This window comes from Micrococcus lacusdianchii (assembly GCF_023155805.1).
Lineage (GTDB): Bacteria > Actinomycetota > Actinomycetes > Actinomycetales > Micrococcaceae > Micrococcus > Micrococcus lacusdianchii.
On record NZ_JAKNUW010000019.1, the window covers coordinates 1 to 17,373 of the forward strand.

Sequence of the window (17,373 nt, forward strand, 5' to 3'; positions counted from 1 at the left end):
GGACTCATACAAGTCCACCGCGCGCTGCCGGAACTCGTCCGTGTAGTTCTTCCTAGCCATCCCTTGGATTCTCGCTTCCCCAGCATCGTGCTGGAATCAGCGTGTCCAAGATCAGGGGTCAAGCGCCGGCGGCACCGGCCAGATCGCCGCGCAGCTCAAGAACGACACCCCCGCGAAGATCCAGGACATCCAGCCGGTGGCACGCGTGGTGGAGGAGTACGACCTCATCCTCGTGCCCGCCGACTCCCCGTACCGGTCCATGGCGGACCTCGTGGCCGCGTGGGCCGAGGACCCCGAGGCCCTCGCGTGGTCCGGCGGCGGCTCGTTCGACCAGCTCGTCATCACCGACCTGGCGACCACGGCCGGCGTCGACCCCGGGCAGATCACCTACATCCCCTCCGACGGCGGCGGCGAGGTGGTCCAGGCCATGCTCAACGGCACCGTGCAGGCCGCCTCCGGCGGCGTCGCGGACATGTACCCGCACGTGGAGTCCGGCCGCCTGCGCGTGCTCGGCGTGGCCTCCGAGGAGCGCCTGCCCGGCCTCGACGTGCCCACGCTCACCGAGCAGGGCTACGACGTCACCCTCACGAACTGGCGCGCCCTCTTCACGGCCCCCACCGTCACCGAGGAGGAGCTCGACGCCCTCCAGGAAATCGTGGGAGAGGCCGTGCAGACCCCCGAGTGGAAGGCCACCGTGGAGCGCAACTACTGGCGCGAGGTGCCGCTGCAGGACGAGCAGATGGACGCCTTCGTGCAGGACGAGATCGACCGGATCGCCGGTCTGTACGAGGAGATCGGGTCATGAGCGCCGCACATGAGACCCACCGCCCCGGCCCCCGGCCGATCGGCGAGGGCACCTGGTTCGCCGGCCGGGCCGGGCTGGCCATGCCGGCGATCGTGGCGGCCTGGAGCCTGTTCCTGCTGATCGGCTCGCTGCGCATGGACTCCGGCGACGCCGACTTCCCCGGGCCGGCGTTCTTCCCCGGCATCCTCGGGGCGGTCGGCCTGGTGCTGGCCGTGCTGCAGGCGCTCGCGGTGGTGCGGACGCCGGAGCCCCCCGTGGACCACTCCGGCCGCCGCTGGCGCACCCACTCGGATCCCGCGGCCCTCGCCTGGACCGTCGGCGGGTTCTTCGCGTTCTCGCTGCTGCTGCCCTGGCTGGGGTGGATCCTGGCCGCCGCCCTGCTGTTCTGGTGCGTGGCGTGGGGCTTCGGCTCCCGCCGCCCGGGCTTCGACGTCATCCTCGCCCTGTTCATGTCCTCGGCCGCCTACCTGGCGTTCGACGTGGGCCTGGGCCTGAACCTGCCCTCGGGCATCCTGGGAGGCGGATTCTGACATGGACGCACTCGGACTCCTCATGGAGGGCTTCGCCGGAGCCCTGACCCCCGCCAACCTGCTGTGGGTGCTGCTGGGCTGCCTGCTCGGCACCGCGGTGGGCGTGCTGCCCGGCCTGGGCTCCTCGATGGCGGTGGCGCTGCTGCTGCCGCTGACCTTCGCGCTGGACCCCACGGCCGCGTTCATCATGTTCGCCGGCGTGTACTTCGGCGGCATGTTCGGCGACTCCACGATGGCCATCCTCATGAACACCCCCGGGCAGGCCTCCGCGATCGCCTCCACCTTCGAGGGCCACAGGATGGCCCAGGCGGGGCGCGCGCCGCAGGCGCTGGCCACTGCGGCGATCGGTGCGTTCATCGGCGGCATGATCGCGGCCGTCCTAGTGGTGCTCCTCGCCCCCGTGATGGCCGAGTTCGCGAACAGCTTCGGCCCGGCCGAGTACTTCGCGCTCGCCCTGTTCGCGTTCATCGCGACGTCCTCGGTGGTCTCCGACTCCGTCCTCAAGGGCCTCACCGCACTGGTGCTGGGCCTCGGGATCGCCGTCGTCGGGATCGACTCCGTGACCGGCACCGAGCGCTTCACCCTGGGCGCGCCGCAGCTGTTCGACGGCGTCTCCCTGGTGACCGTGACCGTGGCCGTCCTGGCGCTCGGCGAGGTGTTCCATGTGGCCTCCCGCGCCCGGCGCGACCACGAGGTGCACCAGGTGCGCTCCGCCGGCCGGCCGTGGCTGACCGGCGCGGAGTTCCGGGAGGCGCTGCCCGCATGGCTGCGCGGCGCCGGCATCGGCCTGCCGTTCGGCGTGATCCCGGCAGGCGGCTCGGAGGTCCCCACCTTCCTGGCCTACGACGTCGAACGCCGCCTCGACGCCCGCCGCGCCGAGCCGCGGTTCGGCCGGGGCGCGATCCGGGGCCTGGCCGCCCCCGAGGCCGCGGGCAACGCGACCACCGGCATGGCGATGGGCGCGCTGCTGACGCTCGGCCTGCCGATCTCCGCCACCGCGGCGATCATGCTCGCCGCGTTCCGGCAGTACGGCCTGCAGCCGGGCCCGCTGCTCTTCGAGCGCAACGCGGACCTGGTGTGGGCCCTCCTGGCCAGCTTCTTCCTGGCCATGCTGGTCCTGCTGCTCATCAACCTGCCGTTCGCGCAGCTGTGGGCCAAGCTCCTGCTCATCCCGAGCTCCTACCTCTACGCGGGGATCACGATGTTCTGCGGGCTCGGCATCTACGCGACCTCCGGACGGGTGTTCGACCTGCTGCTCCTCCTGGGCCTGGGCGTGCTGGGCTTCCTGATGCGCCGGTTCGGGTATCCCGTGGCGCCGCTGATGATCGGCATGGTGCTCGGCCCGCTCGCCGAGACCAGCGTCCGGGACGCCCTGCTCAGCTCCGTCGGCGACCCCGCGGTGCTCGTGTCCAGCCCCATCACCTGGGTGATCTACGGCCTGCTGGCCCTGGTGCTGGCGGGTGCCGCGCTGGCGGCGGTGCGCCGGCGTCGTGCGCCCGCCGCCGACGAGGAGATCGCGGCCGAGGCCTGATCCGTTCGGCGCCCCACAGCGACGACGGCCGCCTCCCCACGCGGGGAGACGGCCGTCGCGCGATCGGGCCCGGGCTCAGTAGTGGTAGGTGTCCGAGGGCGCGGCCGCGCGGTTGTCCTCGTCGGGGATCCGTCCGGCGGTGACGCCGAACGCCGCGGCGAGGGCCTGGATCTTCTCCGCGCGCGCCTTGCGCGGCAGGTCGGAGCCGTTGCGGATCTGCCCGCCGGCCGCTGCGAACTCGGCCAGGAAGTCCTGGGCCCAGGCCAGCTCCTCCTGCGAGGGGCTGAGGCCCTCGTTCACCAGCGCGCACTGCTCGGGGGCCAGACACAGCTTGCCGGTCATGCCGAACTCGGCGGTCACGGCGGTGGCCTCGGCCAGCTTCACGCCCGTGGTCCCCACGGTGGGGCCGTCGATCGCCCCGGGCAGGCCCGTGGCCTTCGCCGCGATCGTGAACTGGGAGCGCGTGTACGCCAGCGCCATCGGGGACTCGCCCAGGCCGGTGTCCCGGCGGAAGTCGCCGATGCCGAACGCCAGACGGAACGTGCCCTTCGCCGCCGCGATCGAGTCGATCCGCTGCAGCCCGCGCGCCGTCTCCACGAGCGCCACCACGGGCACGCCCGGCAGGCGCTTCGCGGTCTCGTTGACGTGGTCGGTGGACTCCACCATGGCCAGCACGACGCCGGCCAGGCCGCCCTCGGCGACCGGCCCGCCCACGTGCGCGGGCAGGGTCGCGGCGAGCGCCGCGACGTCGTCCTCCCACCACTTGGAGCCGTAGCCGTTGAGGCGGACCCACGCGGTGTGGCCGGAGGTCAGCCAGTCCACGGTGTCCTGGCGGGAGCGGGCCTTGTCCGCGGGGGCCACGGAGTCCTCGACGTCCAGGACCACGATGTCCGCCGCCGAGTCCTCTGCGGGCTGGAAGCGCTCGGGCTGCGCGGCGTTCACGAGCAGCCAGGAGCGGGCGAGCTCGGGGTCGATCCGCTGGCCGGGCGCCGGGGAGAACGGCTGGGTGGGCGAGGGGGAGAGGGTCACGGTCACGGGGGGCCTCCTGGGAGCGGGAGGGCGACGCGCGGGGGCGGGTCGCCGGGGCTGGTGTCATCGTCGACCGGTCCACGGGCGGGGTGCCTCGCGCGGGGCGGTCGGACGGGAGGACCAGGTGGGGGCCCATCGTCGTCGGCGCGGGTCGACGCCGGAGAGCGGCCGCGGGTGCACGGCACGTGCGGCCCAGGCTACCGGACGCGGGGGCGCGCCGCCCGGGGGCCGGGCCGGCGTGGTCCTGCGGTTCATGCGTGACGTGTGACGCCGCGTGTCGCACTGTCAGGTGCACGTCCTGGACAGGCCCGCACCGAAGATGTTTAGATTTGAAACAGATGCGGGGCCGACCCCGCGGACACCGAATCCGACCGCTCTCGAAGGAGCACCCCCATGACGCAGGTCACCCCCGGCACCTGGAACCTCGACGCCTCCCACACCGAGGTGGGCTTCACCGTCCGCCATGCCGGCATCTCCAAGGTGCGCGGCACGTTCCAGGCCGTCTCCGGCACCCTCACCGTCGCCGACGACTTCACCGCGTCCTCCGCGGACATCACCGTGGACATGGAGTCCATCGACACCAAGGACGCCCACCGCGACGGCCACCTCAGGGGCGAGGACTTCTTCGACGTGGAGAAGCACCCCACCATGACCTTCCGCTCCACCGAGGTCCGCGACGTCGACGGCGAGGAGTTCGTCCTGGTCGGCGACCTCACCGTCCGCGGCACCACCCGGCAGATCGAGCTGCAGGCCGAGCTCGGCGGCCAGACCACCGATCCGTTCGGCACTACCCGCGCGGGCTTCGCCGCCACGGGCGAGATCTCCCGCAAGGAGTTCGGCCTGACCTGGAACGCCGCGCTCGAGGCCGGTGGCGTGCTGGTGGGCGACAAGGTGAAGATCGAGATCGACGCCGAGTTCGTCCAGGCCTGATCCGGTCCCGGCCGCCCCTCCCCGGGGGCGGCCGGGATCCCCGTGTCCCGGTCGGTGCAGGTCAGCCGGCCGCAGATGCACCACAATCGAGGCCATGGACTCCGTCTCCCCGGTCCCCACCGCCCCGTCCGCCCACCGCCAGGTGGACATGCCCGCCCTCGCCGACGCCGCCGGGCTGCGCAACATCACCGACGTCCTGGAGCGCCGCGCCGCCGAGCACCCCGACGTGGTGGCCTTCCAGGTGCGCCACCCCGCCGCGCCGCTCGACGGCCCGTGGGAGCCGGTCGCCACGGGCGCGTTCCACGCCCGCGTGCGGGCCCTGGCCAAGGGCCTGATCGCGCTGGGGATCCGCCCGGGGGAGGCCGTGTCCATCGTCTCGGCCACCCGGTACGAGTGGACCCTGATGGACCTGGCCTCGCTCTACGCGGGCGCCGTCGTGGTCCCCATGTTCGACTCCGCCCCGGCCTCGCAGATGGCGGCGATCGCCGACGTCGTGGGCGTGCGCGCCGCCTTCGCCGGCTCCCCGGCCGCCGCCGCCACGCTGCGCGAGGCCCTCGACGCGCGGGACGGCGCCGCTCGCGGCCCCCACGGGTCCGCGGTGTGGACCCTGGACGACGCCGACGCCGACGGCGCCCCCGCCGGCGACCTGCGCGCCCTCGAGGCGCTCGGCGCCGACGTCACCGACGAGGCGCTCGAGGCGGCCCGCACCGCCCGGGGCCTGGACGACATCGCCACGATCGTGTTCACGTCCGGCACCACGGGGGAGCCCAAGGGGACGAGGATCCTGCACCGGTCCTTCGTCCACCAGGTGCTCAACGTGGCCGAGGCCTACCGGGGGTTCGTGCACCCGGGCGGCTCCACCGTGCTGTTCCTGCCGCTGGCGCACGTGCTCTCCCGCGCCGTGCAGATGATCTGCCTGCACGGTGGGATGTCCGTGGCGCACGTGGGCAACCCGAAGGCCGCCGTGCCGTCCATGGGGCAGATCCGCCCGACCTTCGTGATGGTGGTCCCCGGCGTGCTGTCCAAGATCGTGCTCGGCGTGGAGGAGAAGGCGCGCGGCACCCGCGTGGGCCCGCTCTCCGTGGGCGTGCTCTGGGAGCGCGCCCGGGCGGCCGCCGTCGCGAAGGGGCGCGTGGTGCTGGGCGAGGACCCCAAGCTCCTGGTGCCCGTGCGCGCCCAGCTGGCCCTCTACGAGCGGCTCTTCTACCGCCGGGTGCGGCACCTGCTCGGCGGCCGGGTGACGCACCTGCTGTGCGGCGCGGCCAAGCTCGACCCGGACCTGCTGCGCCTGTTCACCGGCATGGGCCTGACCGTGTTCGAGGGCTACGGGCTCACCGAGACCACCGCCCCCGCCGTGGGCCACCGCGAGGGGGACGTGGTCCCCGGCACCGTGGGCCTGCCCCTGCCCGGGATGTCCGTGCGGATCGCCGACGGCGACGAGGTCCAGATGCGCGGCCCCGGCGTGTTCGCCGGGTACACCGACGAGGAGGAGACCGCCGCCGCGTTCGACGGCGAGTGGTTCCGCACCGGGGACCTCGGCCGTCTCGACGCCGACGGCCGACTCACCGTGACCGGGCGCGTCAAGGACGTGATCGTCACCGCCAACGGCAAGACCATCAACCCCGCCGCGTGGGAGCGCGAGGTGGAGCTGCACCCCGCCGTCGGCCACGCCGTGGTGATCGGGGACGGCCTGGACCACCCCACCGCCATGATCCTGCTGGACCGCGAGGCACTCGCCGGCTGGGCGCAGCGCACCCTGCCCGACTGGTCCCTGCCGGAGCCGCTCGCGGCGCGCCTCAAGGACGGCGCCGGCCACGGGGCGGAGCGGATGCGCGACGGGGCGGAGCGGATGCTCGAGGTGACCGAGCAGCGGATCCGTGAGTCCGTGGCCTCCGCCGTGGAGGCCGCCAACGCGAAGGTCCCCGCCCCCGAGCGGCTCCGCTCCTTCACGGTGCTGCTGCCGGACCGCGAGGAGCTCACCGGCCTGCTCACCCCCACCCAGAAGCTCAAGCGCACCGCGCTCGCGGAGCGGATCGCGCACCTGCTGCCGAAGCGCTGACCCGCTGACCGCCGGGATTCCGGTGCGCCGGTGCGTTGTGGTCACGACACGCCGCCCGCCCCGGAGTGGCTGCGGCGTGTCGTGACCACAGCGCGGAGTGTGACCAGCCCTCGCCGCGCCCCGGGCGAGGTCCGTAGGGTGGGCCGCATGATGGCTTCCAAGACCCCGCACCAGAACGTCTCGTTCGAGCTGCCCACCAAGGACGCCGCGCACGGCGACCAGACCGGCCACGGCTACCTGGCCCTGCCGGAGTCCGGTGAGGGCCCTGGGATCATCGTGATCCAGGAGTGGTGGGGCCTCGTGGACCACATCAAGGACGTGTGCGACCGCCTGGCCGCGGAGGGCTTCGTGGCCCTGGCGCCGGACCTGTTCGGCGGCTGGATCGCCCACGACGGCGACGAGGCCGGCGAGATGATGCAGAACCTGCCCGCCGAGGAGGGCGCCCGCCAGCTGGCCGGCGCCGTCGACTGGCTGCTCTCCCGCGACGAGGTGACCTCCGAGGCCGTCGGGGCGATCGGCTTCTGCATGGGCGGCGGGTTCGTGCTGGCCCTCGCGGCCCAGCAGGGGGACCAGGTCTCCGCAGCCGTGCCGTTCTACGGCGTGGGCCAGGGCGTGCCCGGCGACTTCTCCGGCGTGCGCGCCGCCGTGCAGGGGCACTACGCCGAGCAGGACGAGATGTTCCCGGTGGAGGACGCGAGGAAGCAGGAGCAGCAGGTCCGCGACGAGTCCGGCGCCGAGGTCGAGTACTTCTACTACGACGCCCCGCACGCCTTCCACAACGACGAGAACCCCCAGGGCAACTACCGCCCCGAGGCCGCGGCGCTGGCGTGGGACCGCGCCGTCGCGTTCCTGAAGGAGAAGGTCCGCTGAGCGGGGCCCGAGGCTCCCGGGGCGGCGCGGGAGGCCGTCAGAAGGCCAGCCGCGGCGGGCCCGCCCGCTCCACGCGCTCGGGCGGCCGCGGCGTCGCGAAGGGCGTGAAGGCGGGCGGTCGGGCCGGGGGCGCGGGCCGCCGTCGGGAGCCGGGAGCGGGCGCTCCCGCCGCGCCCGCGGACCTGCCGACGCCCCCCGAGACGCTGTTCCTGGCGACCATCCCCGGGGCGACGCCGTCCACGTGGGTCCAGCGGTTCACCTCGCGCGAGCGCACGGTGCAGCTGGTGAACCACGACGAGTCCGCGCAGGCCGCGCACCTGGCCCACGACGACGCCGGGGCGCCCCTGCACCCGCTGCCGCAGCTGGGCTACCTGCGCTGGCGGCGCGGCGAGGACGGCGCGTCGGCCGTGCTGCGTGCGGCCGGCGTGGACCCCCGGCATGTGCACGTGGTGACCGCGTACTCCGAGCTGCCCGTGGTGTGCGTGGGCAGCGAGCACCTGCTGGCCGCGTGGGACGTGGACGCCGACGGCCCCGTGCCGCTGGCCGAGCTCGACCCTGCGGAGCACATGGATCCGGCCCGCTTCACCCCCGACGCTGTCGCTGACGCAACACGCGTGGGGGAGGGCACTTTCGCTGACGTGCCGAACCCCCTGGACGTCCCGGACGTCCCCGGCTCGGGCGAGCGCATGGCGTTGGAGATCGTCGCGAGCGGAGTCGGGCACGTGGTGCTCCCGATGTCCGTGGCGCGGGTGTTCGGCCGCAAGGACGTGGTGGTCCTCCCGCTGGCCTGCGAGCTCGACGACGTCGCGGGGCTCTCCCGGGCCGAACGCGAGGCCGACGCGACGGCGGCCCAGGTGCAGGCCGAGACGGGCGTCGACGTCGGGGGGGAGGACGACGCCGACCGGGCAGCGCAGGACGACGACGCACCCCGGCACCCCGGCTGGGACGTGGGGCTGGCGTGGCTCAAGGAGTCCGACTCGGACCTCGTCCAGGCGTTCGTGGGCGTGGCGAGAGGGCGGCGGGGCACCAGCTCCCGCTGACCCCCGACGGTTTCGCTGACGCAACACGCCTGCGTCGCCGACTTCCGCTGACGGCCCGCGGCGGGTCGTCAGCGAAAACGCTTCGGCTGCGCGTGTTGCGTCAGCGAAAACGGGGGCGGGGGTCAGCCGAGCCGGCCGGCCTCGGCGGGGCGGTAGTGCTCCGGGTCGTCGGCGTCCTCGTCCACGGGCTCGGTGCCGCGCGCCCGCGCCACGAGCGTCATCAGGTGGTACACGACCAGCGCGGTCAGCGTGCCCAGCGTGATGCCGCCGAACACCAGGCCGCCCACCACGATCTCCGGGTCCGCGATCGCCACGATCAGCCCTGCACCGGCCGTCATGAGGTTGATGGTGTTGGAGAAGTCCACGCGGTTCTGCACCCAGATCCGCACGCCCATCACGCCGATCATGCCGTAGAGGATGATGCCCGCACCCCCGGCCACACCGGCCGGGATGGTGGCGACGGCGGCGCCGAACTTCGGGAGGAACGCCAGGGCGATCGCGGTGAGGCCCGCCACCCAGTACGCTGCGGTGGAGTACACCTTCGAGGACGCCATCACGCCGATGTTCTCCGCGTACGTGGTGGTGCCCACGCCCCCGCCGAGGCCGGAGAGGGAGGTCGCCAGCCCGTCGGCGAGCAGCGCGCGACCGGTGAGCGGGTCGAGGTCCCGCCGGGTCATCAGCCCCACGGTGCGCACGTGGCCGATGTTCTCCGCCACGAGCACGAGCACCACGGGCAGGAACAGCGGCAGCAGGGACACGTCCACGGTCGGCGTGTGGAACGGGGGCAGGCCCAGCCAGGCGGCGTCGCGCACGGCGTCGAAGGCCACCTGGCCCTGGGCGAGCGCCAGCAGGTAGCCGACGACGATGCCCACCAGGATCGACAGGCGCCCCAGCAGGCCGCGGAACAGCACGGCGGTGAGCACCACGGCCAGCGCGGTGCCGAACGTGGTCACGGGCACCTCCTCCATGGCCTGCGTGGTGGCGCCGGCCAGGTTCAGGCCGATCAGCGCCACGATCGTGCCCATCACGGCCGGCGGCATGAGCGCGTGGATCCACCCGGTCCCGGCCCGGTGGACGATCGCTCCGATCACCATGAGCAGCACGCCGGTCACCAGCACGCCGCCCAGTGCCGCGCCGACCCCGCCGGCGGCCGACGCCGCGGTGAGCGGGGCGATGAACGCGAACGAGCTGCCCAGATAGCTCGGCAGCCGGTTGCCCGTGATCACCAGGAACAGCAGGGTGCCGAGGCCGGAGAACAGCAGCGCCGTCGTCGCGGGCATGCCGGTGATCGCCGGGACCAGCACCGTGGCGCCGAACATCGCCATCACGTGCTGCACGCCGATGCCGACGGTCCGGCCCCAGGTCAGGCGCTCGTCGGGGGCCACCACGGTGCCCGCGGTGATGGTGCGGCCGTCCCCGTGGAGGCGCCAGGGGCCGGCGCCGCGGCCGGCGGAGGGGGCGTCGTCGTGCGGGGCGGGCCGTCCGGAGGGCTCGGCAGGGGTGGGGGAGGAGTGGGACATGTCCGCCTTCCCGGGCGCGTGGGGGCTGGGGCGGGGCGCGTGGCGGAGGGGGCTCCGCGCAGCGTCCCGGCCCCGGGTCGGGGCCGCCTCGTAGGGTACCGTTTGAGCCGTGGATGCGTACTTCGGAGTGATCGGCGAGGCCCTGGTGGACGTGGTGCTCTCTGACACTGCCACGCCGAGGGCGCACCCGGGCGGCAGCCCCCTGAACGTCGCCGTCGGGCTCAGCCGGCTCGAGCGCCCCGTGGTGTTCGCCGGGCGCATCGGCCGGGACGAGTACGGGGACATGATCGCCGCGCACCTGCAGGACAACGACGTGCGCAGCCTCCTCGAGCCGGACGTCTCCCCGAGCTCCGTGGCCACCGCGCGCCTGGACCCCACCGGCGCCGCCAGCTACGAGTTCGAGCTGGACTGGACCCTGCCCGCCGCCGAGGAGCTGGCCCGCCGCCTGCACCAGGCCCATGACGGCCGTCTGGTGCACGTGCACGCCGGCTCGATCGCCACGATGCTCGCCCCCGGGGACGCCTCCGTGATGGGCGCCCTGGCCGCCGCGCAGCCGCACGCCACCATCAGCTACGACCCCAACGTGCGCCCCTCGATCGTGCCGGACCGGGAGTTCGCCCGGGCCCGCGCCGAGGCGGTCGTGCGCCTCTCCGACGTGGTGCACGCCTCGGACGAGGACATCGCGTGGCTCTACCCGGACCGCCCCCTCATGGACTCGCTGCGCGCGTGGCGGGAGGCCGGCCCGGCGCTCGTGGTCATGACCCGCGGCGCCGAGGACATCGTGGCCGTCACCGCGGAGCATGTGGTGGAGCGCCCGATCTTCCCCGTGGACGTCGCGGACACCGTGGGCGCCGGCGATTCCTTCACCGCCGCCCTCCTGGCCGCCCTCGACGACCGCGCCCTGTTGGGCGCCGAGAATCGGGAGCGCCTGCACGCCATGGACCTGCACGACATCCAGTCCGTCCTGATCTACGCCTCCCGCGCCTCCGCCATCACGGCCTCCCGCCCCGGCGCCGACCCGCCCACGCGGGACGAGCTGGCGGACTGACGCCCGCCCTCGTGTGGCGGGGCCCGCCCGGCTCAGAGCAGGCCGAGCCCCCGCACGGCGTCCCGCTCGGCCTCGAGCTCGGCGACCGTGGCGGCCAGCCGCCCGCCCTCGCCCGGCAGGAGGGACTCGTCCGGGTCCAGCCCCGGCACGATCGTCCACGCCCGGGAGCCGTCTGCGGTCGCCGGGAACGAGCTGATCAGGCCTTCCGGCACCCCGTAGGAGCCGTCCGACACCACCGCCGCGGACGTCCGCCGCGGGGCGCCCTCGGCGTCCACGCCGGTGCCCAGGGACCAGTCGCGCATGTGGTCGATCGTGGCCGACGCCGCGGACGCCGCCGACGAGGACCCGCGCACCTCGATGATCTCCGCGCCGCGCGCGGCCACGCGCGGGATGAACTCGTCCGCGGCCCAGCCGCGGTCCACCACGTCCAGGGCGGGACGCCAGGCGGCAGCGCCGTCGTCGCCGGCCACGCGGACGCGGGCATGCGTGAGGTCCGGGAACTGGGTGGCGGAGTGGTTGCCCCAGATGGTGATCCCGTCCACGTCCGTCACGCCCACGCCGGCGTGGGCGGCCAGCTGGGACACGGCGCGGTTGTGGTCCAGGCGGGTCAGCGCGGTGAAGCGCTCGGCGGGCACGTCCGGGGCGTGCGCGGCGGCGATCAGCGCGTTCGTGTTGGCCGGGTTGCCCACGACGACGACGCGCACCGCCTCGTCCGCGTGGTCGTTGATGGCGCGGCCCTGGGGGCCGAAGATGCCGCCGTTGGCGTGCAGCAGGTCCGCGCGCTCCATCCCGGCGGTGCGGGGCCGGGCGCCCACGAGCAGGGCGTGCGTGGTGCCTTCGAAGGCGGTGGCCGGGTCGTCCGTCACGTCCACGGCGGCCAGCAGCGGGAACGCGCTGTCCGCGAGCTCCATGGCCACGCCCTCGGCGGCGCGCACGGCGGAGGGGATCTCCAGCAGGCGCAGGCGCACCGGGGTGTCGGGGCCGAGCATCTGGCCGGAGGCGATGCGGAAGAGCAGGGCGTAGCCGATGTTGCCGGCGGCGCCCGTGACGGTGACGGTCTGCGGGGCGGGGGAGGAGGTGGTGTGGGTCACGTGTCCATCATGCCCGCTCCGTCCGCGTCCCGCCCCGGTTCGGCTCCGCCGGACCGGGGCGTGGCGGAGGCCGCCGCCTACACTGAGGCGCATGTCCGTCCTGCCCGTCTCCGCGCGCCGTCCCCGGCTGATCGCCACGGACCTGGACGGCACCGTGATCGGATACCGGCACACGCGCAGCGGCCGGCTGTCCCCGCGGACCATCGCCGCGCTGCGGGCCGCGCACGAGGCGGGCGTCGTCGTCGTGTTCGTGACGGGCCGGCCCCTGCGCTGGCTCGGCCCGCTCCAGGACCAGCTGGGGGACGTGGGCCCGGTGATCTGCTCCAACGGGGCCGTGGTGGTGGACGTCGCCGCGGACCGGGTGCTGGTCTCCCACGCGCTCGAGACCGCCGCGATGGACCGTGTGGTGGCCCGCGTGCGCGCCCTGGACCCGACCGCCACCTTCGGCGCCGAGGCCCTCGAGGGGTTCTTCTGGGAGGACGCCTTCGCCGCAGACGAGTTCGGCCAGGCCCGCGCGGCCACCGTGGAGGAGGCGCTGCCCGCGGAGGCCACCGTGGTGAAGCTGATGGCCAAGTCCGGGCGGATGGATCCGGACGCGTTCCTGGCCGCGGTCCGGGAGGTCGGCGAGGGGATCGTGACCGCCACCCACTCCGCGCCCGGCGTGCCGCTCGTGGAGATGTCCGCCCCCGGCGTGCACAAGGCCGCCACGCTCGCCGAGTACGCCGCGGGGCACGGGATCGTTGCCGAGGACGTGGTGGCGTTCGGGGACATGCCCAACGACGCCGAGATGCTCGCCTGGGCCGGTCTCGGCCTGGCCGTGGCCAGCGCCCACCCCTCCCTGCGGGAGGTCGCGGACGGCGTCGTCGGCGCGTGCGACGACGACGGGGTCGCCGCCGCCATCGAGGCCCTCCTGGCGCTGCCGGGGCGCTGAGCCCGGCGGCGCCCGCCCCGACCCCCGCGCGTCAGTGCCGCGTGCGGGTGAGGTCGGCGTCCTCGTAGCGGACGGCCGGGGCCTTCGTGGCCAGCTTGTGGCCCAGCCACAGGGCGAGGAACAGCGGCAGGCCGATGTACGCGGAGGCCACGGTGAGGAAGTCGAGGCCGCCGCTCAGGAAGGCCTCGTAGTTCTGGCCCACGATCACCACGGCGCACATCACCAGGGCCACCACGGGCCCGAGCGGGAACCAGCGGGCCTTGAACGGGAGGTCGTCCGGGTCGCCGCCCTGGGTCACGTAGGCGCGGCGGAAGCGGTAGTGGCTCCACGCGATGCCCATCCAGGTGATGAAGCCGGCCAGGCCGGACGCGGACACCAGCCACACGTACGCGGTGCCGTCGCCGAGCAGGGCGGTGAGGAAGCAGAGCCCGCCGATCGCGGTGGTGGCCAGCAGGGCGGGCATGGGCACACCGCGACGGTTGACCTTCGTGAAGACGCGCGGGGCCTTCCCGGACATCGCGAGGGAGTACAGCATGCGCGTGGAGACGTAGAGGCCGGAGTTGCCGGCGGAGAGGATCGCCGTGAGGATCACGGCGTTCATCACGGTGGCCGCGGCCAGCACGCCCGCGTTCTCGAACACCAGGGTGAACGGGGAGATCGCGACGTCGCCGATCTCGCTGCCCAGCAGGTTCGGGCTGGTGTAGGGGATGAGGAAGCCGATCACGGCGATCGCGCCCACGTAGAACAGCAGGATGCGGAAGAACACCGTGCGGATCGCCTTCGGCACGGTCCGCTCCGGGTCGTCGGCCTCGCCGGCGGCCACGCCGATCATCTCGGTGCCCTGGAAGGAGAAGCCGGCCACCATGAAGATCGCCAGGATGCCGGTGAACCCGTTCACGAACGGGGCCTCGTCCACGGTCCAGTTCTCGAAGCCCGGGGCGGGGCCGCCCAGGATGCCCAGGATCATCAGCACGCCGAGCACCAGGAAGACCACCACGGTGAGCACCTTGACCAGGGAGAACCAGAACTCGCTCTCGCCGAACGCCCGCGTGGAGAGGGCGTTCACGGTGAACAGCACGGCCAGGAAGAGCGCGGACCAGATCCAGGACGGCACGTCCGGCAGCCAGTAGCGCATCACCAGGCCCGCGGCCACGAGCTCGGCCGCCACCGTGATGGCCCAGTTGAACCAGTAGTTCCAGCCCACCGCGAAGCCGAAGGAGGGGCTGACGAACCGGGTCCCGTACTCCTCGAAGGCGCCGGAGACCGGCATGTAGGTGGACATCTCGCCGAGCGACTGCATCAGCAGGTACACCATGAAGCCGATCACGGTGTAGGCCAGCAGGGCGCCCCCGGGGCCGGCGGTGGCGATGCTGTTGCCCGAGGCCACGAGCAGGCCGGTGCCGATGGCGCCGCCCATGGCGATCATGACCATGTGGCGCGCGCCGAGGCTGCGCTTCAGCTGCTCCTGCGGGGCCGGCGGCCGGGGGGCCGTCGCCGTGCTGCCGGCGGCGGGCGGGGGGGACGGGTGTCCGGTGTCCATGGGGACCTCTCCTGGGGTGCGCGGGGGCCCGGCGCGGCGGCGGGGCCGGACGCGGGCGACGATCGAGTGTACGGCCGCGGCGGCGGCGTGGTGGTCGGCGGGCCGGTTCCGGGGGCGGGGGACCGCGCGCTCAGCGGGTCAGGCGGCGGGTGGCCAGGGCGATCGGCGCCTCGAGCGGGCCGCGGTGCCACGGCTCGCGGCGGACCAGGGCGCGCCACAGCAGCGGCAGGAGGAGGCCGCCGGCGCACAGCACGGCCACGTTGGACCACGTGTCGTCCGTGCCGGCGGGGGAGAGCCACGGCCCGGCGCCGGGCTGCAGCGCTCCGTCCAGGGCCGTCCACCCGCCCACGGCCCAGCCCAGGTAGGCCTGGTGCGCCACGTACACGGACAGGGTCATGGAGCCGGGCACGGCCAGGATGCCCGTCAGCCACGGCAGGTGGGAGGGCACGACGGCGGCGCACGCCGCCAGCGCGGCCAGCACCAGGCCGGTGGCCAGGGCGACATCCGTGACGGAGGCGGTGTACGGCGTCGGGAACTCGCCGGTGCGCCAGCGGGAGAAGGCGAGCGCGGCGGCGGCGAGCGCCAGGCCGGCGCCGGCCCACGCGGCGGCCCGGCCGCGGGCGACGCCCTCGAACCGGGTCACCGAGGCGACCAGCACCGTGCCGAGCAGCGCCCAGGCCAGCAGCAGGGGCAGGCGGTAGGGGCCGGCGGTGAGGAACTCCGCCGTCCACTGGAGGGACTCGGCCTCCGTGAAGGCCAGGGCCGCGCCCACGTTGCCCAGCTGCGCGCGCACGGGCGCCGTGAGGGACTGCAGCGGGGCGAGGGCCTCGCTCAGGCGGGCCGCCACCGGGACGGTGCCCACCGCGGTGAGCCACACCCCGAGCAGCAGGCAGACCACGGCGAGGACGGCGCGCAGGGAGCGGGGCAGGGCCAGGAGCAGCGCGACGAGGACCAGGACGACGGCCAGATGCGTGAGGATGTCCACGACCTGCGCGCCGGACAGGGCCGTCAGCCAGGCGGCGGCCAGCAGCGCCACGGCGCGGACCAAGGCCAGGGCCAGGGCCCGGCCGGCCCCGTGCCGGCGTCGTTCCAGGGCGGCGCCCACGCCCACGAGGGCGGCGAACAGGGCCGCGGTGAGGAACTCGGTGAGGTGCAGGGCGCCGCCGGGACCGCCGGACGGGGCGGCGTGGGCCACGAACATCGAGACGAGCGCCAGGCCGCGCGCCACGTCCACCCACACCAGGCGGTGCGCGGCGTGGAGGCCGGACAGGCGGCGGAGGACGGCGGCCACGGGCGGATCAGAGGAAGTCGAAGGGGTCGAACTCGTCGATCGGGATGACGCGCAGGCGCGGCAGCGGGGCGTCGAACGCGGCGACCTCGTGCTCGAGGTCCCACACCTCCATGCCGTTCACGGCCCGCAGCTCCGCGGACATGAACTCCTCGAAGCCCATCACGGCCACCCGCGACCCCTCGGCGGCGAGGGCCTGCATGTGCGGGGCGAAGTCGACGTCGTGCGAGGCCAGGACCACGTCCGCCTCGCGGTTCAGCAGCGCCTCCGCGGTGCGCTGGATGCCGATGTCCACCACCTTGCCGGAGCCCTTGAGGAGGATCGGCTGGTAGCCCATGGTGGTCAGCGCCTGGACGAAGCCGAAGGGGATCTCCCCCTCCACCGCCAGGAAGAACAGCGGGCGCACCGGCTGCCCCCACGCGCGCTCCACGTGGGCCAGCACGCGCTGCCAGCGGGGGCGCTCCTCCGGATGGGGCCGGCGGTTGAGGACGGACATGCCGAGGGTGGCGTCGATGTTCTCGCCGTCCACGAGCAGGTAGGTCTGGCGGGGGCTCATGGGGTCGAGCCTAGTGGGTGCCGCCACGCTGTGGTCGTTCGGGGAACGGGGGGTGCCGGCGCGCTGTCGTTCGTCGTCCCGATCGGCGCATCGTCTGGTATTGCAGATATAGGTGAAACCTCCTAGTCTGCTGAGACGGCACCAGCTGAGAAGGGGGTCGCCATGACTGCCATGCTGACCACAGAGAACATCACCATCGACGACACGGACGTACGCCTGGCGGGAGAGACGCCGCATCCACAGGGTGCCACCCTGGTTCTCCGAGCCGCTGACGGCACCGACTTCGAGCTGCCGGAGCGCATCCAGGCGATGCTGCTGGCCACGCTGACCTCGGTTGCGGAGAACGGGGAGGCCACCATCGGCCGCCTCCCCGACGAGCTGACCAGCACCGTGGCGGCGGACATCCTCAGCGTGTCCCGCCCCACCCTGATGAAATGGGTCCGACAAGGGCGGATCGACAGCTTCAAGGTGGGCACCCACACGCGCTTCAAGCGAGAGGATGTGCTGCGCCTGCAGGCTGAGCGCATGGAGGAGCGCCGCGCGGCCTTCGCGGCCCTCCGTGAGGACGAGGACTGGGACTGAGCGGCTCGCCGCAGCAGGAGGGG

General features: G+C 74.0%; 16 protein-coding genes. 10 read left to right on the forward strand and 6 right to left on the reverse strand.

Features of this window, described 5'->3' with window-relative positions:
* Positions 1 to 187 precede the first annotated feature (187 nt).
* From MA879_RS10345 to MA879_RS10355, 3 genes are read left to right on the forward strand one after another with little or no spacing between them, the layout of a single operon-like run.
* On the forward strand, positions 188 to 805 hold the full coding sequence (locus MA879_RS10345; protein ID WP_335342052.1) for a tripartite tricarboxylate transporter substrate binding protein: 618 nt from the start codon (positions 188 to 190) through the stop codon (positions 803 to 805).
* Complete coding sequence (locus tag MA879_RS10350; protein ID WP_248126034.1) at positions 802 to 1,335, forward strand: tripartite tricarboxylate transporter TctB family protein; 534 nt, start codon at positions 802 to 804, stop codon at positions 1,333 to 1,335. The genes MA879_RS10345 and MA879_RS10350 overlap by 4 nt, the downstream gene beginning before the upstream one ends.
* Position 1,336: 1 nt before the next feature.
* Positions 1,337 to 2,866 (forward strand): tripartite tricarboxylate transporter permease, encoded by a 1,530-nt coding sequence (locus tag MA879_RS10355; RefSeq protein WP_248126037.1) that lies wholly within the window; start codon positions 1,337 to 1,339, stop codon positions 2,864 to 2,866.
* 75 nt (positions 2,867 to 2,941) lie between these two features.
* On the opposite strand, the gene MA879_RS10360 is transcribed toward MA879_RS10355, so the two are convergent.
* The gene (locus MA879_RS10360; RefSeq protein WP_248126040.1) at positions 2,942 to 3,901 is read right to left on the reverse strand and encodes an HpcH/HpaI aldolase/citrate lyase family protein; all 960 of its coding nucleotides are present in this window, start codon (positions 3,899 to 3,901) and stop codon (positions 2,942 to 2,944) included.
* A gap of 387 nt (positions 3,902 to 4,288) precedes the next feature.
* Here MA879_RS10360 and MA879_RS10365 point away from each other — a divergent pair, with 387 nt between their 5' ends.
* From MA879_RS10365 to MA879_RS10380, 4 genes are all read left to right on the forward strand, one after another.
* Positions 4,289 to 4,825, forward strand: coding sequence for a YceI family protein (locus MA879_RS10365; protein WP_248126043.1), 537 nt, complete (start codon positions 4,289 to 4,291; stop codon positions 4,823 to 4,825).
* Between the two features lie 94 nt (positions 4,826 to 4,919).
* Positions 4,920 to 6,884, forward strand: a complete 1,965-nt coding sequence (locus MA879_RS10370; protein WP_248126046.1) for an AMP-dependent synthetase/ligase — start codon at positions 4,920 to 4,922, stop codon at positions 6,882 to 6,884.
* A gap of 147 nt (positions 6,885 to 7,031) precedes the next feature.
* Positions 7,032 to 7,754, forward strand: a complete 723-nt coding sequence (locus MA879_RS10375) for a dienelactone hydrolase family protein (RefSeq protein ID WP_248126050.1) — start codon at positions 7,032 to 7,034, stop codon at positions 7,752 to 7,754.
* Between the two features lie 104 nt (positions 7,755 to 7,858).
* Positions 7,859 to 8,794 carry a hypothetical protein gene (locus tag MA879_RS10380; protein ID WP_248126053.1) on the forward strand — a complete coding sequence of 312 codons (936 nt, stop codon included), beginning with the start codon at positions 7,859 to 7,861 and terminating at the stop codon, positions 8,792 to 8,794.
* 122 nt (positions 8,795 to 8,916) lie between these two features.
* Here the strand turns inward: MA879_RS10380 and MA879_RS10385 are convergent, their stop codons facing one another.
* Positions 8,917 to 10,314, reverse strand: coding sequence for a uracil-xanthine permease family protein (locus MA879_RS10385; protein WP_248126056.1), 1,398 nt, complete (start codon positions 10,312 to 10,314; stop codon positions 8,917 to 8,919).
* A gap of 109 nt (positions 10,315 to 10,423) precedes the next feature.
* Here MA879_RS10385 and MA879_RS10390 point away from each other — a divergent pair, with 109 nt between their 5' ends.
* Positions 10,424 to 11,362 carry a carbohydrate kinase family protein gene (locus MA879_RS10390; RefSeq protein ID WP_248126059.1) on the forward strand — a complete coding sequence of 313 codons (939 nt, stop codon included), beginning with the start codon at positions 10,424 to 10,426 and terminating at the stop codon, positions 11,360 to 11,362.
* 32 nt (positions 11,363 to 11,394) lie between these two features.
* Here MA879_RS10390 and MA879_RS10395 read toward each other — a convergent pair whose 3' ends face one another.
* Positions 11,395 to 12,453 (reverse strand): malate dehydrogenase, encoded by a 1,059-nt coding sequence (locus MA879_RS10395; RefSeq protein ID WP_248126062.1) that lies wholly within the window; start codon positions 12,451 to 12,453, stop codon positions 11,395 to 11,397.
* A gap of 91 nt (positions 12,454 to 12,544) precedes the next feature.
* On the opposite strand from MA879_RS10395, the gene MA879_RS10400 reads away from it, so the two are divergent.
* Positions 12,545 to 13,384 carry an HAD family hydrolase gene (locus MA879_RS10400; protein ID WP_248126065.1) on the forward strand — a complete coding sequence of 280 codons (840 nt, stop codon included), beginning with the start codon at positions 12,545 to 12,547 and terminating at the stop codon, positions 13,382 to 13,384.
* Between the two features lie 31 nt (positions 13,385 to 13,415).
* On the opposite strand, the gene MA879_RS10405 is transcribed toward MA879_RS10400, so the two are convergent.
* The 3 genes from MA879_RS10405 to MA879_RS10415 all read right to left on the reverse strand — a co-directional run bounded on the left by MA879_RS10405 (position 13,416) and on the right by MA879_RS10415 (position 16,768).
* Complete coding sequence (locus MA879_RS10405) at positions 13,416 to 14,924, reverse strand: amino acid permease (RefSeq protein WP_470365347.1); 1,509 nt, start codon at positions 14,922 to 14,924, stop codon at positions 13,416 to 13,418.
* Positions 14,925 to 15,054: 130 nt separating this feature from the next.
* Entirely contained in the window at positions 15,055 to 16,215 is a 1,161-nt protein-coding gene (locus tag MA879_RS10410) for a hypothetical protein (RefSeq protein ID WP_248126068.1), read from the reverse strand.
* A 7-nt stretch (positions 16,216 to 16,222) separates the two neighbouring features.
* Positions 16,223 to 16,768: an NYN domain-containing protein gene (locus MA879_RS10415; protein WP_248126071.1), complete on the reverse strand. Its 546-nt coding sequence runs from the start codon at positions 16,766 to 16,768 to the stop codon at positions 16,223 to 16,225.
* Positions 16,769 to 16,930: 162 nt separating this feature from the next.
* On the opposite strand from MA879_RS10415, the gene MA879_RS10420 reads away from it, so the two are divergent.
* Positions 16,931 to 17,350, forward strand: a complete 420-nt coding sequence (locus MA879_RS10420; protein WP_248126073.1) for a helix-turn-helix domain-containing protein — start codon at positions 16,931 to 16,933, stop codon at positions 17,348 to 17,350.
* Positions 17,351 to 17,373: the final 23 nt, after the last annotated feature.